This is a genomic window from Hungatella effluvii (genome assembly GCF_003201875.1).
Lineage (GTDB): Bacteria > Bacillota > Clostridia > Lachnospirales > Lachnospiraceae > Hungatella > Hungatella effluvii.
The window spans coordinates 1-22,354 of the sequence record NZ_QJKD01000012.1; the positions used below are offsets into that span (position 1 = coordinate 1).

Sequence of the window (22,354 nt, forward strand, 5' to 3'; positions counted from 1 at the left end):
TCTGAATTTTCTCATTCAAAGCCATCAAACAATGGCTTGTTTTATTAGAATTTTCAGGGTTTTACATACTGTTCAATCTTCTGTTTTCAAAGTGCGTTTGCTGTCGATCTGTGTCAGCAGCAACTTTTATATCTTATCACAGTGGTTTGTTTTTGTCAACCACTTTTTTCATTTTCTTCAAAACTTTCTCAGCGGTTCAGCTGGAAGATTTTTGGAAAAGTTTGCCGCCGTTTTCAGCGGCGAGGTATATCATATCAAAGCAGCCGACAAAAGTCAACATGTTTTTTGAATTTTTTTGATATTTTTTATTATACCCTCAATTTTATGTTTTAATACACAATATATGGTATTTATTTCTCAGTGACACACAATACAATCATCTTAATCGCAGCAAAGGCCCGGGCAAAGCAGTAAATCTGCTGCTTTGCCCGGGCCCCTGTTTGTTATTCTCTATCGGCGTACTGATGCCACCACCATTTTAATCTCTCCGTCTTCCGGAACAATCCGGTAGCACTTTGCGGCAGCCGGCACAATGGCAGTCTCCGCATAATGAATCTCAAATGGCTCAAAACTGCCGTCCATGCTTTCAATGCGGGCGCATCTGCCGTCTACCAGATTCATCACATGAACGGAATCGTCCGTCTCAACTGACGCAGCCTCGGTCAGCGTATAACGGCAGGTATCGATGAATTCCCGGTTGTGAAGTCCGGTGCGCTCCACCATTTTCCCCGGTTCATCGGACAGTACGGTTTCCTGGTGTACAATGTTATCGTATATCCAGTCCATGTCACGGTCCCACTGAATATTTTTTAGACCGTGCTCCACGTGAATCGGACGCGGAATGCCGTCAAGTCCCACCCGGCCCCAGTCCCACAGCTTAAAGGTAAAGATATAGGGGGTGGCGCTGATCTCCAGCACCATGGTATTTTTGCCGGAGCAGTGGATGGTTCCCGCCGGGATCAGAATATGATCGTGTTTCTTTACCGGTACCCGGTTCACATACTCTTCCGCCGGAAATGGAATTTCCCCCTTTTCCGCCCGTTTCAGATCACGGGCCATGGCGTCGCGGTCTACCCCATTTTTCACGCCTAAATAGACGTAAGTCTCTTCGTCTTCCGCCGCATCAAGAAGGTAATAGCTCTCGTCCTGTGTGTAGTGCATTCCAAAGGAATCCTGAATATACTCCGTCAGCGGATGGACCTGAAGTGACAGATTGCCGCCTCCCATGGTATCCAGCAGGTCAAAGCGAATGGGGAACTCCGCGCCAAAACGGCCGTGAACCCGTTCTCCCAAAAGCTCATGAGGGCGATACAATACCAGATCGATGGCTGGTATTTTTACGGTTACGCCACCATATGTAAGATTCAGGCAGTTTTCCTCAGGTACTCCGTCGAAACTCCACGCGAAATTCTCCTTCTCCGGATCCAGTCCGAAATTCTCCTGCATCCAGTGACCGCCCCATACGCCTGGATCGAAATACGGTTCCATTCTAAACGGCTCTGCGCTGACTTTTTTTAAGCCGCCGCGAAAAGCCTGGCCTGTTATCAGCTTGGGATTACCGGTTTCTTCGCTCTCCAGCACATAATCAAACTGATCATACCGCTCCTTCTTGTAACGGTCCGCCAGCCTCCACTCGATAAAAAAGGCCCGCTTATATTTTGTTAAAATAGGAGCGTCACTGTTGGTGCAGTGCCAGTTGGGCATTCCCTTCCGGTAGCGCAGCTGGATTTCCCATCTCGTTATGCCACAGTAAACGTAAATATCGCCTCTGCTTATGAGACCGGCTCCTACGCCGGCGATCACCACCAGCCCTTCCTTCTGCGCTTCCAGCTCTGCTACCGCCGCTTCCAGCTTGGCCGCGTCAAAGAAATCGGCCAGCTTCTTGTGGCAGATCACTCCGAATACGCGGTCTTCCGTGATGAAGTCATGAAACTCGCGGTTCAGTACTTCCTCTGATTTCGCATAGTCTTCCATATCCATGATTTTTGCGGGATTTAAGGAGAGCGCCAGCTCCATCAGTTCCTCTTTGGCGACACCGGGATAGAAATCCAGACAGAGAACCGCTCTTTTTTTCCTGCTCAGGATGTCCTCTGCCTTGCGGGTCAGCTCCGCCTTGACAGCTGGGACGCCTTCCCACGCCTGATCCTCGAATCCTGGAATCACCTTTTTCGGATGCGGATCGTAATTGTTATATTTACCTGCGATATTCATGATATTGCCTCCCTGTTATTCATGGAGTACTCTCTGAAACTCCTTGTGCTCAGATTTGTGAGATGATTTTTCGTCAGATGGGCGCAAGGGAGTTTCCGAGAGTGCTCTCATGGTAATTTCGTAACGATTCAGCCGTGCGGCAGCAAGATGATGCACGGCTGAATCGTTACTATAGATCGACTGTATATTTGTAACGGTTTCCCGGATAGTAGCAGACGGAGTATTCGAAGACCAGCCCATCCTTTCCGCCGTTATGCAGCTCGGGAAAGTCTTCTCCCGGCAGAAATGTCTGACGGATCCGCTTAAATACCGGCATCTGAGCCTCTATTTCCAGGAATTTCTGAACCTCCGGAGAGGGCAGCGCCGCTTCCAGTGTGTCCCTTCCTTTTACAATTCTTATTTCATGGACTTCACTTAAATATTTGTACAGAGACTCCATATAATACTGGCTGTCCATAGGAAGCTCCACGATATCTCTCAGATATGTAATGGTATACACTAACGGTTTCCCCTGGACACTGCGAACTCTGGTCAGGCAGTAGCACATCTCCGTTTTGGGAATCTGAAGCGCCGATGCCACGGTTGTACCCGGCATGATTTTCTCCATGCGGCAATAGGTGGTTTCCATAGTGATATTGTGCTGTTTCATCTCATCCGTAAAGCTGATGACGCTCTTCATATGTTCATCGATTTTCTCATAGATCACCTCTGTGCCGATTCCTCTGGAGCATTTGATATATCCGGCCTGTGACAGGGCCGCCATGGCCTGTCTGACCGTCACTCTTGAGACCTCATACTGATCCATCAGCATCTTTTCCGTCGGCAGAAAATCCCCCCGGTTATACTCTCCCCGCTCGATCTGCATCTTGATTATGGATTCCAGCTGCGAATAAAGCGGCGGCGCTCCCTTTTCATGATTTAACATATTCTGTCCCTCCTCATCTTCCGTTATCCTAATGGCTCATGGCAACAAACAGTCCCTGCATGGCTCTGGCCGAGGTCTCCGGTTCCAGGCAGACCCTCGTGTTCCGTTTTTCACATTCTTTTTTAAAGACTTCCCCGAAATAGGGAAAGCTTTTTGAGATCTGCCCTCCGAGCACGACACAGTCCGGATGGAACGCATCCAGAAATGGACACATGCAGCGGTTTAATTCCTCACCAAATCTGTGATATACCAGGAGCGCTTTCTCCTCCTGTTCCAGACACCGCTCATACAGCTCTTTTCCATTCAGCTCGGTTCCCGTAATCTCCCTGCTGATTTTTAAAAGTCCCCGGACAGAGAGATAATCATCAATGATGGAATCCCGGTAGGGCAGGTTATAGATCCAGCCGTGATCAGGCACCCCCTCCGTCTTCTCTTTTATCACCTTTTTATTCTCTATAAATGCGGACCCGGTGCCCGTTCCAATGCAGAGGCACAGAAGCCGCCCCGCCTCCCTGCCTTCTCCGAACCAGCTTTCCCCCAGCGCAAACGCCTCCACATCGTGGAGAAAACAAAAAATTGTATCCTGAAGAAAGTCTGTCCGCTTTTTCATCTCTTCTTCTATAGAAATACCATAAATAGAATCATATTTATCCAGCCCCTGCATCAGGCTGATTCCCCGTTCATAATCGAACGGACCCGGAAACGCCATGCCGATCCCATCGATGGAGGCACCTTTCCATCGGCCCGCCATCTCCTTTATGATCATGGAAAAATGATCCAGGACCGCCTCTTGATCCGCCTTCGCATTGGAAGAAAAATGGCGGATTCCGCCCTGAATGGAGCCGTGTTCATCGAGTACGCCGGCCTTAATCTCTGTCCCGCCAACATCTAACATCAAATACATTTTTCCTGCTGCCGCCTTTCTAAAAGTCATAACATTATAATATTATAATTCAAGCGCAAAAACAAGTCTTTTCCCGGCGTCTCTGTATTTTTGTTAATACTGATCAAAAGGTATTGTGCACATGTTACAAGAACGAAGTCAGACTACTCGTATCAGTGCGAAGTGCGCATCCCCGATAAAGGCGGCTGTCCTGCAATCATTTTCCCGTTTGCAGGACAGCCGCCTTTACGGTGCGTCCAATATGAAGTTAAATTCCTAATGTATTATTACGTTCCCATCAGTTCTCTGAGCTGCTGAATCAGAGTTCCGCTGCCTGCCACGGATATATTTCCAACCTGGGTACAGATTCTCTCCAGGCATTCCAATTCCTTTAACTTGTAAAGCGTCTTGTTCTCATCCATCAGCTTCGCGGTGTTTAACAGCGACCGTGTGGAGGCAACCTCCTCGCGTCGCGTGATGACATTGGCCTGCGCCCTCTTTTCCGCGATCAGTACCGTGTTCATGATGTCCCGAATCTCCCCTGGAAGGATGATATCCTTGATTCCGATGGTCTGAACCTCCACGCAGTACTGCTCCTGCTCTTCCCTCATCCGCTGAGCCAGAAAACCGGAGATGGCCTCCTTCTGTTCCAGTATCTCATCCAGGCGGTAACGGCCCACATACTCCCGTACAATCAGTTGGATACGGGTATAAAGCTGATTTTCCACACCCTTGATGGTCTCCACCAGCCGCTTCGGATCTGCGATCCTGTATGTAGCAGTTAAATTCAGCCGGATTCCCACACGGTCAGCCGTCAGGATCTCCTGGCCGCTGATCTCCAGTTCCTTCATCTTTAAATCCACAATACGGCATAAGACATCCCGGGCGTACAGCCAGTAATAATACGTTCCGGGTCCCAGCTCATCCGTCAGAATATTATCCTGGTACAACAGTCCCATCTCTCCAGGAAGAATCTCAATCTTCTTATAATACTGCTGGGCGATCAGACGCAGAAGGTTCTTTTCCACGTTCCGGTCCATGACCGGCTCCCTCATGTCGATGAAACGCAGCTCACACGGTTCCCATACATTCCAGTAAGCGGCCTCGCGGTCTGTTACAACAGCGCTCGCCGCATGGTTGATATACAGGATTCCCAGCTGCCCCTCCGGTACCTCCACCATCGTGACACGGCTCATAAACGCGGCATCTTCTTTTAAAACCTTTAAGGGGACTTCCTTAAATCCCACTCTCCCACGCATCTCTTCTATAGTCACCTTATATCCCATGCAGGCCGGATAGTGGTACGTTCCGGCAAATATCATTTTCTCATAACAGCCATTTTTCATAACGAAACCGCACTGGGTCTGATTTACATTAATACGCATATACCTTCCCTCTTTTCTATTATTTTCAATCCACTTTACGCTGGTGAACCTTTTCATTTCGCGCTGGCGGACTTTTTTCACATGGGTTGAAACACCGGACCACCGCACAAAAAAGCGGGATGGGCTTTGGCAGATTCTTCATTCGCCGTGACCGGGCCGGCAGCGGATTGCGGCATATGACTCACCACTTCCGCCTGTTCGGCCGATCAGGGCATAACTTGAAACCTGCGGTAGCCGCCTCATCGCATGGCTCTTTTCATGCTGGCCACAGAACCAAAATACGATCCGCAGTCTGGCAGTCCGGCCTTCTCCCCATCTTTTAGGGGACACTAAAAAGGTGTCTAATGATTGCTATACCAACTTAGCTACTGCCTGAGTCAGGCAGACGGGATTCGAACCCGCGACACATCATCCTCCGATGGCAGTTGCCTGCCGTTTCGGCGCTATCATATATAATTCCCCGCCCTTACGGCCGATGGAATTCACTGCGGCATACCGTACTGCAGAGCAGCCGGCACCATCTGGCTTTTACGCCATGATTTCTGCAGCTATGATTAATTTCTTTCCGGCGTGAGGAAGGGTTACCCTTTCACCACGCCGACCGTCTTCAGCTTTTTGACCGGGACGACCAGATCTTTCTGCTGATCCATCACATGGTCAATGTCTTTGTAGGCGAAGCGGCTTTCCTCCGCCACATCGGATTTCTTCATTTTCCCCAGGACGACGCCCTGGGCCTTTAAATCATTTATGACTTCCTCGCAGGAGAATTTCTCCATTGCGGCCTTTCTGGAATAGGCCCTCCCTGCTCCGTGGGACGAGCTCTCGAAGCTCTCCGGATTCCCTTTTCCCATGACGACATAGCTGTAGGAACCCATGGCTCCCGGAATCACGGCCATCTCACCGTTACCGGCTCTGGTCGCGCCCTTCCGGTGCACCCATACTTCTTTTCCGTAATGCGTCTCCAGGGAGGCGTAATTATGATGGCAGTTGATATGCTCGGTAAATTCCATGGTTGTATCCAGATACTTTTCCACCTTCTGAGCCACGATTTCCAGAGTTTTCTCCATCATACGCTTTCTGTTTTCAAACGCGTATTCCAGCGCCAGATTCATCCACAGGATATAGTCCTGTCCCTCCGCGCTGTCTACAGGAAGGAACGCCAAACGATACGAATCCGGGACAGCGCTGTGCCATGCGGCGTTCAGCACTCTTGCTTTGTTGTGAAAGTAATCGCAGATTTCCTTTCCAAAATGGCGGCTTCCGGAGTGAATCATAATCCCCAGATATCCATCCTGATCCTCCTGAAGCTCAATAAAATGGTTGCCGCCGCCCAGCGTACCGATCTGGTAAAAGGCATCCTCAATTAACGGAAACAGCATCTCATTCTTTTCATAATCGGCTGCATGCGCCAGGCACCGGTCCAATACCTCCGATTCCTGTCTCTTCTTATAAGAATTATAGCCGACAGGGATATTTCTCATAATCTCCCCGGTAATGGCCTGGAACATGGTTCCATTGCCAGTCATGACCGGTTTTAAGTCTTCTGCTTTTATATTGGTAGAGACAAAATTCATCCCGCAGCCGATATCGACGCCCACCGCGTTTGGAATGATGACGCCGTCCGCAGCAATGACTCCGCCGATCGGCATTCCTTTTCCCTGATGGGTATCTGGCATCAGGCACGCCCATTTATGGATAAATGGAAGCTGCGCTAAGTGGCGCGCCTGTTCCAGACAGCCCTCTTCAACCTCTTCTATATTTTCCAGCCAGATTCTCACCGGCTTATTCATCTGCTCTTCTTTCCACGTAAACATAATTTCACTCCCCTTTTCAGATATGTACCAGGCTCCTGCCTGTTTTTAAGTTTTTGTTCTCTGTTGTGACTTTATCTTACCAGTATTTACCGGAGGAATCATTTAAAAAAGGGTGCGAACCTGGTGACAGCAGGAAAAAATGGAAGTATAATCAAATTTAACAGATGTTACAAGGGATACCGGGCGGGGCCTGGCGGATTCCTTAGGGCAGATGGCAGGAGTGAATTTTCAAACAGGCCCAGGGCCTAACAGAGCAGCGGAAGAAGTCCAGAAGGAAGTGAAGATACCATGAAAGAATTTTCAGAGCTTGTAAAACGGTTCGACCGGATCCGCACCTACGTGCGGGATTTTTACGTATATGGTTTTAAGACCCGCGAGGACTACAGCGAGGGCAGCGGCCGGACCTACGACAACGAGCGCCGCAGGATCGAAAGCTGGTTTTCTCCCTACATTCACAGCGAGTACAACGAGGAACGGAAGAAAACCGTAGCCATCATCGCACACAGCAACCGGATCGCCGTCAACCCGCTGTTTTCTGCCTGGAAATCGAAGAGCTTTACCTCCAATGACATCATGCTGCATTTCTTTATTCTGGATTTTCTCGCAGATGGCGGATTTTACACGGCAGATGAGACGGCAGACGAGCTCCAGTGCCGGTACGGAGTCCTCTTTGACTCCCAGACTGTGCGAAAAAAGCTGGTGGAGTACGAGTCTTTGGGAATTTTTACTGCGAAGAAGGAAGGGCGAAGGCTGCTTTACGGAAAGCGTGAGAATAGTTGTGAGGAAAATACCTCGAATCTGTGTTCCATGGATTGGCTGGAAAAGATGACCGATTCCCCCAGATTCCTTGACATGGTCAGTTTCTATCAGGGAAGCGCCGCCTTCGGATTTGTCGGCAGCACCATACTGGATAATCTTCAAAAGGAAAATACCGTATTCCGGCTCAAACACGACTTCCTGGTTCATACACTGGAGGACGAGATTCTTCTGGAGCTCCTGCGCGCCATGAGGGAACGAAAAGAAATCCAGCTGGAAAATAAGAGCGCAAAGACAGGCCGGACCGAACAGGTGGAAGGGACTCCTTTAAAGATTCTGGTGAGTACCCAGACAGGCCGCCGCTACGTCATCGTTCATCAGACAAAATCAAAACGTTTCTCCAGCTTCAGGCTGGACTATCTCCTGTCGGTGGTGCGCTTAGAGTCAGAGGGGGAGGACGGGGAAGCCCGTTACGAACAGCATAAAAAGGATCTGGAAAAAAATCTTACTAAGACATGGGGCGTTTCCTTTGGCGACGGCCGGAAAAAGGAAAGCCCTCCTCTCCGGCGTCCATCGGAACGAACGGCACGGATGGAGTCGATTTCCTTTACCCTGTCGCTGGATGAAGAGCGGGAGGCTCACATTATCGGCCGTCTGGAACGGGAGGGCCGCGGCGGTACCATAACGCGGCTGGATCACGGCGTCTGGAGCTACACGCGGGAGTGTTTTGACTGCAACGAAATGATGCCGTGGGTCAAAACATTTACAGGACGGATTCTCTCCTTCTCCTGCTCCAATTCCATGATTGAAAAGAAATTCTTCCGGGATATGGAACGCATGGCAAAGATGTATGCGGAAAGTCCCCCTCACTTACGTTCAGCGGAATGTGCGGAAAGTCCCCCTCACTTTTCCTCGGTAGAATCGGAGGTGAACAAGGATGGAATCTGAACTGTTTTCTGAAATCTATAACTGTTACTTTCTGGTCGTCCGGCGGATTCTGGACGAGGCCGCGGAACACGGGCTGTCAGAAAGCGACTTAAACCGTATCGCGGATACATACGGCTATGAGGAAAGTGCCCTCGCCATCGTTCCGAAGCTGGTGAGCGGGGAATGGAATTTACTCGTCAAATCGCCGGAGGGGCCGTCCGGCAAGCCGCTCTTTTTCTCCCGGGTAAAGGCACCGGAGCCGCTGCCGCTGACCGGGCTCCAGCTTTCCTGGCTGAAAGCAGTCTCCGCTGATCCCAGATTTCGCCTGTTTTTTACTGACGAGGAGTACAGGAAGCTGGATCTTGCATTAAGAAATGTTAAGCCGTTGTTTTATACGGAGGACTTTTCTTATTTTGACCAGTATTCCGACGGGGACGGGTACGAACTCGATTCATACCGGGAACATTTTCAAGCGATTCTGGAAGGGATCCGAGAGAACCGGATCCTGGCCATCGATTACTTTTCGGCAAAAAACCACTTAACTACATTCCGATACCTTCCCTGCCGGCTCGAATACTCTGCCAAGGACGACAAATTCCGTCTCATGGCAGTCCGGGTTCGGAAGGATGACAGCTTAAGCCGTCTGACTATCCTGAATCTGTCGCGGATCATGCGGATTAAAGACACGGGAAAATCCCTGGAGATCCGGCCCGATATTGATGCCTGCTTAGAACACTCCCTCTGCCGGGAACCTGTGGTCCTGGAAATATCCAATGAGCGCAATGCGCTGGAACGGACCATGCTTCATTTCGCCTGTTACAAGAAACGGACGGAAAAGCTGGGTGACTCCGGTAAGTACCTCTGCCGGATCTATTACAGCAGAGATGTGGAAACGGAGCTGTTGATACAGATTCTCTCCTTCGGACCGGTGGTAAAGGTGCTGGGGCCGGAAAGCTTTCTGAAACAGGTGAAGGAGCGGGTGGAGAGGCAGCAGCGGCTGTTTGTGAAAGACTGCAGTAACCCGTAATGAAATTTTACGCGTTGCGGACAAGATGACCGCACTTACTTTATCTTGTCAGGACAGGAAGATCATTTCAGGACAGAACGATCGCTTCAGGACAGGAAGATCACTCCCAGCTAAGCGGTCGCAGCCAGCGAAGCTTGTGTTTCGGAAACTTCAACCAGAAACATAATCGAAAGCTAAATTTAAAAAGGGGCTTGAAAAAAACAAGCCCCCAGTGTATAATTTACTTAGAAGTAATCAAAGAGACTGTGATTCGTCTGATGATGTCGCTTCAGATATCTAGTGTAATTTTTAGTTACATAGCTATCCTCTATTGCCCTAGAGGATAGCTATTTTCTATTCTGATGAAGCTCTATGTAAGTCAGCGCTGCAAATATCACCAGCACTAATGTCAACACTTCAAGTGTATTCATATTACATTTCCCCCTTCGCTCATACTCGCGAAAGCAGCAAACCGGATTTTCATAACAGCATTGCCATCCGGCCGCTGTCCGTGGCATATCCAGCTTCTGAAGGGAATCATCAGGCTATCCTCTGACCTCTATTCAATTATACAGATTTATTTTATCATATCTCGGAACGCATTACAATAAATAGTTGTGCATAAAACTATTTTATAATGTAACCAAATAAGGGCGCAGGTGGGAAGACAGCTGCTACTGTTTTTCAATCCACGCCCGGTGATTTCGCATAATGCGGCTGAATCTTATAGACGTGTGACTTGATTGCATGTCAGCAGAGAATTCTCGTTAGTTTAAAAAAAGGGGCTTGAAAAAAACAAGCCCCCAGTGTATAATTTACTTAGAAGTAATCAAAAAGACAGTCGTTCGTCTGATGATTACGCTTCAGATATCTGGTGAAATTTTTAGTTACACAGCTATCCTCTACTGCAATAGAGGATAGCTATTTTCTATTCTGATGAATCTCTATGTAAGTCAGCGCTGCAAATATCACCAGCACTAATGTCAACACTTCAAGTGTATTCATATTACATTTCCCCCTTCGCTCATTCTCGCGAAAGCAGCAAACCGGATTTTCATAACAGCATTGCCATCCGGCCGCTGTCCGTGGTATATCCAGCTTCTGAGGGGAATCATCAGGCTATCCTCTGACTTCTATGTTAATTTATACAAATTTATTTTATCATATCACGGATCATTTTACAACCATCATGCGTATTTATAACTCGCATTATATGTCAGGCGATGCCGCCATTCTTCACCGCCTGACACTAGCATAACGTATCATAAGCCCTTGTGCATAGAGTGCCTGATGCAAATATCAGGCACTCTATGCACAAGGACTTATGATACATTATACCAGATCTATCCCTGTTCCCTATAACAATCCAGCGTAAACCAGAACTCCACTCCGCCTTCCACATTTCTCACTCCACAGGCCTTTCTGTGTGAGTCCATGATCGCCTTCACGATCGACAGCCCGATTCCGCTACCGCCGTATTCCCTCGTATGAGACTTATCCACCTTATAGAACTTCGTCCACAGATTGGGGATATCCTCATCCGGGATATTATTTCCTGTGTTAAATACGGTGACGAGAGCTTCCTCCCCGTTGTCTTCCACAGTGATGACGATCTTTTTCTCGCCGGCCAGATGGTTCAGCGCATTATTCAAATAGTTTGTCACTACCTCTTCGATCTTAAACTCATCCGCGCATACGTAAACCGGACCGCAGTCCTCTAAGTGCACCTCCGCTTCCTTCTGCTGAATCAGAATACCTGCGGACGTGATTACTCCGCGGACTAAGTCAGTTAAGTCAAACCGGTCCATGACCGGGGCGTCGTTGCCAGCCTCCAGCGCTGACAGGGTCAGGAGCTGGCGCACCATCTTATTCATCTTATTGGCCTCATCCATGATGACTTCGCAGTAATAATCCCTGCTCTCCGGGTCCTCTGCCATCCCTTCTGTCAAACCTTCCGCGTATCCCTGGATCAGAGCGATCGGCGTCTTCAGCTCATGGGACACGTTGGCTATGAAATCCTTACGCATCTCATCGACCTTGATCTTTTCCTCAATGTCCTGCTGCAGCTCCGTGTTGGCCGTTCTCAGCTGACCGATGGTCTCCTTCAGCGTATCGGACAGACGGTTCATGCTGTTCCCCAGCACGCCGATCTCATCCTCCGCCTGGCCTGTGTATTTGGCGTCGAAATCCAGATTGGACATCTTCTCCGACAGATTCGCAAGCTGGAGAATCGGGGAGGTGATCTTTTTCGTGGTAAAGTAAATAAACACACTTCCCACAAACAGCGCCGCGATTCCCACGTATGCCAGGAAACGGTTGGCCAGATCCACACTCTCCCGGATACTGGCCAGCGGCGTGGACATCAGAAAGATGGTCGCATTATCCGAAAAATACCCCCAGCTCTCCAGATAATAAGAATCGGAGCGCTTGTCATACGTCTTCTGGATAAAATAATTGTCGTGGGTCTTTAAAATACTGACCTTGGGCATGTCCTTGCCAAAGATATACCCCTGAACCCGGCTGGACAAGTAGTCGCGCTCCCCCGTATTGGAGATCAGAACCTGATCGGTGGCGCTGTCCATCAGCACGATGTTCATATTATATTTTTCACCGAGGACCCGGAACATCTGCTGGACCGGCCCTTCATTTTCACGGTTCGGATCATAGGTGCTCTTAAAATACTCGAATATATCGGTGCCCTTTTTTTCGGTTTCCGTAACGATCCGGTCGATTCCGTTGTATGCCTTTTCCAGTGTGGCTACCTTGTCCATGGTATAAAAGCTTTCCAGAAACCAGTTGTTCACACACCAGGTAGCAATCAGCACGAATGCCATCAGCCCTACGAATACCATGGCAAACCGGGCTTTTATGGAATGTCTCATTCAGTCACCTCGAATTTATAGCCCATTCCCCAGATGGTCCTTATATAGTCCCCTTTCTCTCCCATCTTGCTCCGGAGCTTCTTTACATGGGTATCGATCGTCCTCGCATCTCCGAAGTAATCGTAATTCCACACATTATTAAGAATCTTCTCTCTCGAAAGGGCAATTCCCTGGTTCTCTACAAAATACGTCAGAAGCTCAAATTCCTTATAACTCAAATCAATGTTCTGACCGTCGATCGTAACCTGATGCGCCGCCTTATCAATGCGGATTCCTCCGATCTCGATTAAGTCGGAAGAGACGGCGTTGCTTCTTCGTAAGATCGCTTCCACGCGCGCCACCAGAATCTTCGGGCTGAACGGCTTGGAAATGTATTCGTCCACACCCAGGTTGAAGCCCTGCAGCTCGTCGCGCTCCTCGCTTCTGGCCGTCAGCATAATGATCGGCACCTGGGAATATTTTCTGATCGTTCTGCATGTCTCCCAGCCATCCATCTTCGGCATCATCACATCCAGAATAATCAGTGCAATATCCTTCTGCTCGAAAAACAGATCCACCGCCTCTTCACCGTTGGAAGCCTCGAGCACTGTAAATCCCTTAACACTCAAGAAATCCTTTACCAGCTTTCTCATTCTGGCCTCGTCATCTACTACTAATATCTTCAACTGTTCCATGATAACCTCCTGAACTGTAAGCCATTTTCTGATTATTATTGTAACAAAACGGCCGGATAAATTCTACATTTTCACAGAGATTTCACATAAAACAGCGGTATTTACGCCTCTGCGTTCCGTAATGTCCTCTTGGCCGCGTACGCCAGCATCATGCTGATCACGGTTCCAACCAAAACCACCACCCATGGACTGCCGGAAAACAGTTCAAAGAGTCCGCCGTACATCGCCTGGCCGATGGGCAGCGCACAGACGCAGATGGTGGATACGAATGCGCCGACTTTCCCCAGCATATGAACCGGCGTGCTCTTCTGAATAAAGGTCTGCGCCGCAATGGTAAATAACGCAGCAAAGCCCATTCCGATCATAACAGAAAAAAGAAGAACTGCATAAATCATCTTCCCCGGAGCCTGAAACAGCAGAATCAGAATCACCGGTATCAAAAGCAGCGGCGTCCCCAGCAGGAAATAGTGGGAATGCTTAAATGGAATCTTCTTCCCTGCCAAACCGGATACCAGCCCGCCGAGAATCGAGCCCATCCCCATGGCCGCCTCGGCAAATCCATAGGCCTGTGCAGACATTCCTAAATATATTTTAACCAGATACGGCAGACCTATGATAAAAAGAGCGGATAAGAAGAGATTGATTCCTGCAACCACGATGAGCAGCTTAAAAAGACAGGTATTTTCCCGGATTAAGTAAATGACGGCTCCCTTTATATCGAGAAGCGCCATACGCACCGGTGATCCATCGGCCTCTCTCTTCTCGTGAGGAATGCGCAGAAACAGCTCCATCACCGCCGATAAGAAAAAGCAGACCGCGCTGGCCGCGAGTATGGGCTTCACGCCCCCAATCCCGTACAGAATTCCGGCCAGAATCGGCCCCAGAAGGCCTGCAAGCGCCTGGACCTGCATCACAATTCCGTTAGCCGCCATCAATTGCTCCTTAGAAGCCAGAAGCGGGATGCTGGCCTGAACAGACGGCTGGTAAAATGCCTGGATCAGAGTCAGCAGAATCATAAAGATCGTGACAGCGGCCAGATTCCCCGCACTCCCATAAACCGCATCATAAAACACAATCAGACCGGCCGTTACAAAATCCAGAATCGTCATGATCTTCTGCTTCGGAAGACGGTCCGCCAAAACACCGCCGAACGGTGACAGCAGAACCGTAGGAATCATGGATACAGCCAGAATCGTACCAAACACCGCAGCCGATCCCGTAACCTCCAGGACATGCAGTGACAGTGAAAAACGCAGAATCGCATTGCCGAACAGTGAAATAATCTGTCCCAGAATCATAATTGTAAAGTCTCGTTGAAACAGGCGTGAATTCATATTTTTGTATTCTCCTTATTTTTAATACCGACGGTTGGTATGTATAATTGTAAAAAAGAAGGGCGGGATTACGCCCACCCTGGCTGTTCTTTTATTACCTCATCAAAATAGCAGATGAAAGCTTCTTTTATGCGGTCATCGATAACAGGAAGGCCCATCTTCTCACAGAATTCCTGGTAATAATCGACCTTTACAAGAAAATCCTCTCTGTTTTCCGCATACATACCCACCCACACATTCATCAGAATCATCATCATCTCAGACAATTCCTTGGGCCGTGTGACATGAATGGAGCCATCCCGGATTCCCTCCTCGATCAGATCTGCGATAAACGGCGCAGAATCATGTATGGTAGAATCCAGAATCAGGGTACGGAGCCTCGGATTATCCCTGTTGGTATACGGCATCAGCTTATCCAGCTCAAATTTTTTCTTATCCGTAAACAGATAATAAAAGATCTCCTTCAGCTTTTCCAGGCCATTTAAGGCTGGGTCCAGCCGAATATCCATAAACCACCCGGCCTCGTCGTAGTAGACATCGGTCAGCCGGTCCATAATCTCTTCCTTTGACTTAAAGTGGTGGTAGACCGCTCCCTTCGACATTCCCAGTGCACTTACAATATCCTGGATCGTCGTATGCTCATACCCCTTCTCCCGGAACAATGTGCGGGACACATCCAGGATTTTCTGAACGGTCTCCTCCGGATACTTATTACGCGCCATAATCTCCCCTCCTTTTACATACATACCGTCGGTATGTTTATAATAGCAGAAGCAGATTTAAATGTCAAGTCCAGCTTTCTGGCAGTATGCCGCTCTCAATCTTCCCAATCACAGTTCACTCCCCACCAGGGGCACCACAGTCCGGTTCGGCCGATGTATCCTCAGCAGCTCCCCCATCTCCTTCAGGGAAAGATACACGCCATCCGGGACGACCTCCGCCCCCTCCAGATCCTCCCTCTTCGTTTCCCCGGTCAGCACCAGCATTCCCATGGCGCCATTGTTCACACCGGTGGCCACGTCTGTGTACAGGCGGTCGCCCACGAAGGCGATACGCTCCCTGTCCACGCCTGTTTTCTTCAGGATCATTTCCAAGGTCTCGGGGAAAGGCTTACCGACGTATCTCGGCTGCTTCCCCGTAGACAGGGCGATGGCCGCGCAGAATGCGCCGCAGTCCGGGATAAAGCCCTCTTCCGTGGGGCAGTTGATATCCAGATGGGTTGCAAGGAATTCGGCTCCGTTCCTGATATAGGTACACGCCCGCTCCAGCTTTTCGTAGGTCAGAGTCAGATCGAAACCGATCACCACCACATCCGGCATTTCCTGCGTCAGATGGATTCCCTCCTCCCGAAAGCTCTCCTCCAGAGCCGGTGTGCCGACCAGATACACGGAGCAGCCCGCATAGCAGCTCTTTAAGTACTGGATCATTACATCTCCGGAGGTCATAATCTGCTCCCGGCTGATTATACAGTTCATCCCCTTCAGTTTTTCAAGATAGACCTTCGGCGATTTAGAAGAATTGTTCGTAAAAAACAGGTATCTGCGCCCCGTTTCCTCCACGGTCTTTAAAAAGTCCAGCGCTCCATCCAGAATCCGGTCACCCAGATAAAAGGTTCCATCCATGTCCAGGACAAATAATTCTGTTTTATTAAGCAATTCAGTTTTATTAAGCAATTCAGTTTTTTCAAGCAGTGCAGTTCTCAGTTCCTTCAACGACTTATTTCCGCCTTCCCTGTATGTAAAGTAATCTTCCCTATTCCTGCATTGCCTGCTGCCAGGCACGGCAGATACCCGGAAAATTCGTAATCGCCCCGCTGCAGTTTAAGTCGCCCAGCCTTTCCAGCAGGGCCATATCATTGATGGTCCAGGCATTGATTTTGATCCCATGGCGGGCGCAGTTCTCCGCTACCGCGCCGGTCAGCTTGGCTCCGTTGGGATGGTAACACTCAAAGCCGTACTGGCTGCAGTAATATCCAGCGTTGCCCAGTTCGTCGTCCACCAGTATTCCGCACGCTATATCCGGTTCCAGCTTCTTAGCTTTTATCAGGGACACGTGGTTGAAGGAAGAGAACATCGCCTTCTCTTCCAGATGATACTTTCTCAAAAGTTCTATCGTCTTTTCTTCCAGCCCCTCATAATAGTAAATGCTGGTTTTAAACTCGATATTAGTGGTCACAGGCTCATCCTTCACCCAGAGGCAGTACTCCTCAAACGTGGGAATCGCCATCCTGTCGTACTTTCCGTCCCAGCATTTGGCCGCGTTAAACTGCTTTAATTCTTCGTATGTATAATCACGGACATAACCAGCGCCGTCCGTGGTCCGGTCGATCCGCTCATCGTGAAGGATCACCACCACATCATCCTTTGTCAGCTGGACATCCAGCTCAATCTCATCACATCCGGTCTCCACCGCCTTCTGAAATGCCAGCATCGTATTCTCGGGATACCTTCCGCTGTATCCCCTGTGTGCAACTACTTTCATCAGGTACGCCTCCTGTCATTGATTTCCTTAATTTTTTCCGGGTCAAATTTATACTGATGGGTGCTTGTCAGAAGGCCGTTGGTCTCCTGTTCCACATCAGTCAGCTGCGTATAACAGTATCCGCAGATCAAGTCTGAATCGTAGACCGCGTCAAGAATCCTGCTGTATTCCTTTAAGAATTCCGACCGTCCGATCGCCGTATAGCCCCAGCCGCTCTCGTCCTCCGAGACTGCGATTCCGCCGAACTCAGTCAGCACCACCGGCTGCTTCTGATAGGAATGGCCCTTTGCAAACAACCGTTTTTCCACAATCTCAGGCAGCTCGTCGATCTCTTTTAAACAATTTTTATATAATTCCTGCTGCTTCTGGTCGTCCTCTCTTCCGTGCTGGTAGGAGTGAACCGCACAGATATCTGTGTCCGTCATCTCCCAGCCGTCGTTGGATATCACCAGGCGGGTGGAATCCAGGCTGCGGGCCATATAATAGAGGGATTTTGAAAAGCTCTGCTGCTCCTGATTCTCGTAGATGCCGGGGACGCCCCAGCTCTCATTCAGCATCCCCCACACAATGATGCTGGGATGATTGTAATCCCTGCGGATCACATCCATCCATTCTCTCATAAAGGCGCAGGCCCCCTCCGGCGTATAGACCCAGAAGCTGGCCATCGCCTCCCACACCAGAAATCCCAGATGGTCCGCCCAGTATAAGAATCTGGGATCTTCCACCTTTTCATGCTTCCTGCACCCGTTAAAACCCATGGCCTTGGACATCAGGATATCATTTTTGTAATCCTCATCGGACGGCGCCGTGATCAGGCTCTCCTCCCAGTACCCCTGGTCTAAGAGAAGCTTCTGATAATAGGGCTGGTTGTTTAGATAGATTTTTCCGCCTTCGATCCGGACCTTCCGCATGCCGAAATAGCTTTCCACCCGGTCGGTCACCTCCGTGCCGTTTTTAAGCGTCATGGTGACCTCATAGAGATTGGGATTTTCCGGCGACCAGTAAGCTCCCACAAAATGAAAGGAACCGTTTAACGCCTTCTTCTGAAATACATCCACCGTGATGGTGTTGCACAGCTCCCGGCACCACACAGTACCTTTAAATACGGGCTTTTCCTCCCGGCAGATGGTGATCATCGCCTCGCACGGAAGCGCAGTCCCCTGCTCCAGCCGGTAGTCAATCTTTACCGTACCTTCATCGATGTCCGGTGTGAAGCGAATCCAGGAAAACCGCGACGCGGACACCGGCTCCAGCCATACCGTCTGCCAGATTCCAGTGCTGGGCGTATACCAGATAAAGCTGGATTCATCCTCCCAGTACTGTTTTCCCCTGGCGATCTGCTCATTCTTCAGCCAGTCTTCCACCTCCACGCGGATGCACTCTTCCCCCCAGTTCAGGCAGTGGGTCACATCAAAGCTGAAAGGCGTCTGGCCTCCGGAATGGGTCCCGACACACTGCCCGTTGACCCACACCCGGCAGAAGTAATCGACCGCACCGAAATTCAGCAGCACCGACCGCCCTTTCCAGGTATCCGGCACGAAAAAGGTCCGTTCATACACGACGGCATCCTCACAAATCCGCTCACCGATCCCGCTCTTTCTGCACTGGCATACGTATGGCACCTCGATCGATCTCTTGTCTCCGCCCAGATAAAAATCCCAGGCCCCATTTAAATTTACCCATTCACTCCTCACAAAATCAGGACGCGGATACTCATCTCTCATACTTCATCCTCCAGGTTTATTTGATACCCGACTGTGTAAATCCTTTAACCACATACTTATTAGCAAACATGAAAATAATCAGGACCGGCACAACCGATACCAGGGTCGATGCCATCATAAGGCCGGGGTTCGTATAATTTTCCCCCAGGACCAGCGCGGCGATTCCCAGTGTCACAGTCCGGTTCTCCTGCTTGTTGACCACCAGCGACGGCCAGAGGTAGCTGTTATAGAGTCCGAGAAATGTGATAAAGGCCTGTGTGATCACCACCGGCTTTACCGATGGAAGAACGATGTGCCACAGCACCTGGAAGACATTGGCGCCTTCCACCAGACCGGCCTCCTCCAGCTCCTTCGGAAACGCCAGCAGGAAGTTATAGATCAGATAGATACACATAACGCCGGAGCCGGACGGTAAGATCAGCGGCAGCAGCGAATTGAGCATATTAATCTGTTTGAAGATATAAAACAATGGGAAAAATGTCACGATCTCCGGAATTGCCATCGCCCATACCAGCCCCACCACGATGAACCGCTTTCCGGGAACCGGAAGACGCGCCAGCGCGTAAGCCGCGAGAACGCTGGTCGTAATTCTCAATATCGTACCGCTGACCGTCACCACCGCCGTATTCATCAGCCATTTAAAGATCGGCGCCGTGGAGGTGCTGGCAAACAAATCCCTGTAATTCTGCAGCGTCCACGTATGGGGCAGCAGTGTGGAAGAGGTCATCGCCTCCGCCAGGCCCTTAAAGCTGGTAAACAGCATGAAGAGCAGCGGCAGCAGAAACGCGTATGCGATCACGCAGGCACACATGACCAGCAAAATCCGGTTAAAATATTTCTTTTTCATCTTGCCGCCCTCCTATTTTAATTTATCTTTCTCTTTGGTCAGGTAATACTGTCCGACGGAGCAGAGGATGATGACCACTCCCATGAGAATCGTCATCGCACTTCCCACTCCCAGATCGTTGCGGTCCATGATCGTAGAGGTGATCATCATGATCAGGGGCTTCGTAGTCTCTCCCGGCCCGCCCTTCGTCATCAGCCTTGGCTGGCCGTAGACGTTGAAGGAAGCGATGATCGTCGTCATCAGGACAAAGAAAAACACGTTTTTGATATTTGGCAGAATGATGTATCGGAGCTGTACCCAGAATCCTGCGCCATCCATGGCGGAGGCCTCGTACAGATTGGTATCAATTTCATTGAGTGCGTTGACAAACAGCATCATATTGTAGCCGATCGTCCACCAGACCGTGGCTACCGTCAGCGCCACCCATACAAATGGCTGCTGCTCCATCCAGGGAATCGGTGATTTAATGATTCCCATGCTGAGCAGCATGTTGTTAAAATAACCGCCGTTTCCCTTCATCAGCCATACGAACACCGCCGCCACTGCGGTTACGGAAACGGAATAGGATGCAAAATAAATCGTCCGGAAAATCCCCTTCAGCCGTTCCGGCAGCCGGTCCAGCAGAAGCGCCAGAAACAGGCTCCCAAACACCAGAAACGGAGTGGTGAGCACGACGAATATTACAGTATTGCTCAATCCCTGTATAAATGATTTGTGGTACATGGATGAGGAAAATAAAATCTTGATGTAGTTCGCAAATCCCACGAACCCTTTGTTTCCCTGAATCAGACTGTATTTTGTTACGCTCATCACGATACCGTATACAAATGGGATCAGCCAGAACAGTAGAAAAAACAGTAGAAAGGGAATGATAAACAGCACTGCCGCGCCTTTTCTTTTCTTCATGATAACCTCCCGTCTGCTGCCCTGCAGCTTGCGTCAGAAATATTGCTGCTCCCCATAGGAACAGTGACTCAGAAAGGGCTGCCGCACTCATATTCTTAAAAAGCGGCAGCCCCTCATGGTTTAACGATTATAATTCAGATAATTCTGTCGCAATCTCCGTTGCGTTCTTCAGCTCCTCCATTAAATCCTCTTTCTTTAAATCAGGAGTCTGGATTACCATGGACCATACAGTTGTATTGACGTATTTCACCTGCTCCCTGATGTTATAGATGGCCGGAAGAATCATGGCGTAATCAAAGATCTGGTAGTTTACGTTGGCAACCGGATACTTCTCAGGAGACTGTTTTACCAGTTCCATGGTCTTTAAATGAATCGGAGCCTGACCGGAATCTGCCCAGTTTAACATGATCTCCGGCTGGTATGCGAATTTCATAAATGCTGCGATTCCGTCAATCTTCTTCTCGTCTGTCACCTTTGCAGATACGCCGAAGGTATGGCCGCCGGCCGGTACCACTTTCGTGTCACCGTACAGCTGCGGAAGTGTGCCGATTCCCAGGTTGTCGCCCAGAACTTCTTTGGCAGCCGTGTAATTCCACGGTCCCGTCAGAGCTGTAGCTGCGCTGACATTGGTGTTGTCCTTGGATTCTTTGATAAAGGTATTGAAATGGTCGTTGTCGCCTAAGCCGGCCGCGCTGATATGATCCTTATAGATCAGGTCATGAATCTTCATAAATGCGTCTGCGATCTCATCCGTGTCCATCTTGATATGCTCGCCTTCCACCCAGTTGCATCCGGACTGGCCGAGAGCCGTCATCCATGCCCACTGATGGTCGCCGGTAAGCGGGATCGACATCGGATAGATTCCTGAATTTTCAGAATCCAGCTGATCGCGCAGCGCCTTCATATCATCGTACGTCTTCGGTGTTTCTTTTACGTACTCTTTATTGTAATAGAAGGTCTCTGCGTATAAGTCTAACGGGAAGGCAAAAATTCCGTCGTCGTACTTGGCATACGTCTGGGTAATCGGATGCCAGTCATTCTCAAAGGACAGCCCCGCCTTCTCATAGATGTCGGATACTTCTCTTAAGAGGCCCAGCGCGTGATACGTGGAAATCCAGTCCGCATGGATAATCAGCATGTCGAAATCATCCGATTTGAACTTCGTGTAATGGTCTGCATCCTGAAGCTGCTCGATAAAGTACTGATCCTGGGACTCGTTAAACGCATCCACAATCTTGGTCATAAACGGACCGTCGCCGCCGGTAAAGCCATTGATAAACGTAATCGTCGTCTTTTCCCCCGCCGGCTGTGCCGCAGTCGTCTCCTCCGCTTTGGCCTCGGCCGTTGTCTCCGCCTTGGTCTCCGCAGGTTCCGCCGCTTTCGTCGTCGGCGCTGTTCCTCCTCCGCCGCATCCTGCTAACGACAGAGTCATAACCGCCGCCATTGTCAGTGACATCATTTTCTTCATTTTTCTCATTTCTCCCTCTCCTTTTCTTTTTTATTCCTACTTGATTTTTAACCCAACTTTAATTACAATAAATATGTATTAAACAGAGAAATTTCGCCCCAATCCATGTAGTCCCCTCTCTGTAATTCCAC

Annotated in this window: 18 protein-coding genes; 3 read left to right on the top strand and 15 right to left on the bottom strand. The window is 49.5% G+C overall.

From position 1 onward, the window contains the following. A partial coding sequence (locus DFR60_RS30690; RefSeq protein ID WP_207659561.1) for a hypothetical protein occupies positions 1 to 289 on the top strand: 289 nt, incomplete at its 5' end. A gap of 161 nt (positions 290 to 450) precedes the next feature. On the opposite strand, the gene DFR60_RS20375 is transcribed toward DFR60_RS30690, so the two are convergent. From DFR60_RS20375 to DFR60_RS20395, 5 genes are all read right to left on the bottom strand, one after another. After that, positions 451 to 2,211 carry a class I mannose-6-phosphate isomerase gene (locus DFR60_RS20375; RefSeq protein ID WP_110324536.1) on the bottom strand — a complete coding sequence of 587 codons (1,761 nt, stop codon included), beginning with the start codon at positions 2,209 to 2,211 and terminating at the stop codon, positions 451 to 453. A 169-nt stretch (positions 2,212 to 2,380) separates the two neighbouring features. Beyond that, complete coding sequence (locus DFR60_RS20380; RefSeq protein ID WP_110324537.1) at positions 2,381 to 3,136, bottom strand: GntR family transcriptional regulator; 756 nt, start codon at positions 3,134 to 3,136, stop codon at positions 2,381 to 2,383. Between the two features lie 28 nt (positions 3,137 to 3,164). Next, complete coding sequence (locus DFR60_RS20385) at positions 3,165 to 4,031, bottom strand: ROK family protein (RefSeq protein WP_243005139.1); 867 nt, start codon at positions 4,029 to 4,031, stop codon at positions 3,165 to 3,167. 275 nt (positions 4,032 to 4,306) lie between these two features. Next, entirely contained in the window at positions 4,307 to 5,404 is a 1,098-nt protein-coding gene (locus tag DFR60_RS20390) for a slipin family protein (protein ID WP_110324539.1), read from the bottom strand. Between the two features lie 581 nt (positions 5,405 to 5,985). Beyond that, positions 5,986 to 7,218: an RtcB family protein gene (locus DFR60_RS20395; RefSeq protein WP_110324540.1), complete on the bottom strand. Its 1,233-nt coding sequence runs from the start codon at positions 7,216 to 7,218 to the stop codon at positions 5,986 to 5,988. Between the two features lie 288 nt (positions 7,219 to 7,506). Here DFR60_RS20395 and DFR60_RS20400 point away from each other — a divergent pair, with 288 nt between their 5' ends. Continuing rightward, the gene (locus DFR60_RS20400) at positions 7,507 to 8,922 is read left to right on the top strand and encodes a WYL domain-containing protein (protein ID WP_110324541.1); all 1,416 of its coding nucleotides are present in this window, start codon (positions 7,507 to 7,509) and stop codon (positions 8,920 to 8,922) included. Then, positions 8,912 to 9,928, top strand: coding sequence for a WYL domain-containing protein (locus DFR60_RS20405; protein WP_110324542.1), 1,017 nt, complete (start codon positions 8,912 to 8,914; stop codon positions 9,926 to 9,928). Before DFR60_RS20400 ends, DFR60_RS20405 begins: the two co-directional genes overlap by 11 nt. A gap of 1,322 nt (positions 9,929 to 11,250) precedes the next feature. On the opposite strand, the gene DFR60_RS20410 is transcribed toward DFR60_RS20405, so the two are convergent. From DFR60_RS20410 to DFR60_RS20455, 10 genes are all read right to left on the bottom strand, one after another. Continuing rightward, on the bottom strand, positions 11,251 to 12,789 hold the full coding sequence (locus DFR60_RS20410; protein WP_002602207.1) for a sensor histidine kinase: 1,539 nt from the start codon (positions 12,787 to 12,789) through the stop codon (positions 11,251 to 11,253). Then, positions 12,786 to 13,463: a response regulator transcription factor gene (locus DFR60_RS20415; protein WP_002602206.1), complete on the bottom strand. Its 678-nt coding sequence runs from the start codon at positions 13,461 to 13,463 to the stop codon at positions 12,786 to 12,788. The genes DFR60_RS20410 and DFR60_RS20415 overlap by 4 nt, the downstream gene beginning before the upstream one ends. Positions 13,464 to 13,564: 101 nt before the next feature. Further along, positions 13,565 to 14,797, bottom strand: a complete 1,233-nt coding sequence (locus tag DFR60_RS20420; RefSeq protein ID WP_110324543.1) for an MFS transporter — start codon at positions 14,795 to 14,797, stop codon at positions 13,565 to 13,567. Positions 14,798 to 14,865: 68 nt separating this feature from the next. Further along, a complete protein-coding gene (locus DFR60_RS20425) occupies positions 14,866 to 15,519 on the bottom strand; it encodes a TetR/AcrR family transcriptional regulator (protein ID WP_110324544.1) in 654 nt (217 codons plus the stop codon). Between the two features lie 108 nt (positions 15,520 to 15,627). After that, positions 15,628 to 16,509 carry an HAD-IIA family hydrolase gene (locus tag DFR60_RS20430; protein WP_278321394.1) on the bottom strand — a complete coding sequence of 294 codons (882 nt, stop codon included), beginning with the start codon at positions 16,507 to 16,509 and terminating at the stop codon, positions 15,628 to 15,630. Between the two features lie 40 nt (positions 16,510 to 16,549). Next, positions 16,550 to 17,278, bottom strand: coding sequence for a glycerophosphodiester phosphodiesterase (locus tag DFR60_RS20435; RefSeq protein ID WP_110324545.1), 729 nt, complete (start codon positions 17,276 to 17,278; stop codon positions 16,550 to 16,552). Beyond that, complete coding sequence (locus DFR60_RS20440; protein WP_110324546.1) at positions 17,278 to 19,002, bottom strand: glycoside hydrolase family 2 protein; 1,725 nt, start codon at positions 19,000 to 19,002, stop codon at positions 17,278 to 17,280. Before DFR60_RS20440 ends, DFR60_RS20435 begins: the two co-directional genes overlap by 1 nt. Before the next feature lie 16 nt (positions 19,003 to 19,018). Then, positions 19,019 to 19,849, bottom strand: a complete 831-nt coding sequence (locus tag DFR60_RS20445; RefSeq protein WP_025531175.1) for a carbohydrate ABC transporter permease — start codon at positions 19,847 to 19,849, stop codon at positions 19,019 to 19,021. 12 nt (positions 19,850 to 19,861) lie between these two features. Then, the gene (locus DFR60_RS20450) at positions 19,862 to 20,755 is read right to left on the bottom strand and encodes a carbohydrate ABC transporter permease (RefSeq protein ID WP_110324547.1); all 894 of its coding nucleotides are present in this window, start codon (positions 20,753 to 20,755) and stop codon (positions 19,862 to 19,864) included. A 127-nt stretch (positions 20,756 to 20,882) separates the two neighbouring features. Next, positions 20,883 to 22,232: an ABC transporter substrate-binding protein gene (locus DFR60_RS20455; protein WP_110324548.1), complete on the bottom strand. Its 1,350-nt coding sequence runs from the start codon at positions 22,230 to 22,232 to the stop codon at positions 20,883 to 20,885. Between the last annotated feature and the right edge of the window lie 122 nt (positions 22,233 to 22,354).

Excerpts from the sequence above, each read along its gene's own strand:
- DFR60_RS20375 (WP_110324536.1), bottom strand. The coding sequence starts at position 2,211 with ATGAATATCGCAGGTAAATATAACAATTACGATCCGCATCCGAAAAAG.
- DFR60_RS20380 (WP_110324537.1), bottom strand. The coding sequence starts at position 3,136 with ATGTTAAATCATGAAAAGGGAGCGCCGCCGCTTTATTCGCAGCTGGAA.
- DFR60_RS20385 (WP_243005139.1), bottom strand. The coding sequence starts at position 4,031 with ATGTTAGATGTTGGCGGGACAGAGATTAAGGCCGGCGTACTCGATGAA.
- DFR60_RS20390 (WP_110324539.1), bottom strand. The coding sequence starts at position 5,404 with ATGCGTATTAATGTAAATCAGACCCAGTGCGGTTTCGTTATGAAAAAT.
- DFR60_RS20395 (WP_110324540.1), bottom strand. The coding sequence starts at position 7,218 with ATGTTTACGTGGAAAGAAGAGCAGATGAATAAGCCGGTGAGAATCTGG.
- DFR60_RS20400 (WP_110324541.1), top strand. The coding sequence starts at position 7,507 with ATGAAAGAATTTTCAGAGCTTGTAAAACGGTTCGACCGGATCCGCACC.
- DFR60_RS20405 (WP_110324542.1), top strand. The coding sequence starts at position 8,912 with ATGGAATCTGAACTGTTTTCTGAAATCTATAACTGTTACTTTCTGGTC.
- DFR60_RS20410 (WP_002602207.1), bottom strand. The coding sequence starts at position 12,789 with ATGAGACATTCCATAAAAGCCCGGTTTGCCATGGTATTCGTAGGGCTG.
- DFR60_RS20415 (WP_002602206.1), bottom strand. The coding sequence starts at position 13,463 with ATGGAACAGTTGAAGATATTAGTAGTAGATGACGAGGCCAGAATGAGA.
- DFR60_RS20420 (WP_110324543.1), bottom strand. The coding sequence starts at position 14,797 with ATGAATTCACGCCTGTTTCAACGAGACTTTACAATTATGATTCTGGGA.
- DFR60_RS20425 (WP_110324544.1), bottom strand. The coding sequence starts at position 15,519 with ATGGCGCGTAATAAGTATCCGGAGGAGACCGTTCAGAAAATCCTGGAT.
- DFR60_RS20435 (WP_110324545.1), bottom strand. The coding sequence starts at position 17,278 with ATGAAAGTAGTTGCACACAGGGGATACAGCGGAAGGTATCCCGAGAAT.
- DFR60_RS20440 (WP_110324546.1), bottom strand. The coding sequence starts at position 19,002 with ATGAGAGATGAGTATCCGCGTCCTGATTTTGTGAGGAGTGAATGGGTA.
- DFR60_RS20445 (WP_025531175.1), bottom strand. The coding sequence starts at position 19,849 with ATGAAAAAGAAATATTTTAACCGGATTTTGCTGGTCATGTGTGCCTGC.
- DFR60_RS20450 (WP_110324547.1), bottom strand. The coding sequence starts at position 20,755 with ATGAAGAAAAGAAAAGGCGCGGCAGTGCTGTTTATCATTCCCTTTCTA.
- DFR60_RS20455 (WP_110324548.1), bottom strand. The coding sequence starts at position 22,232 with ATGAGAAAAATGAAGAAAATGATGTCACTGACAATGGCGGCGGTTATG.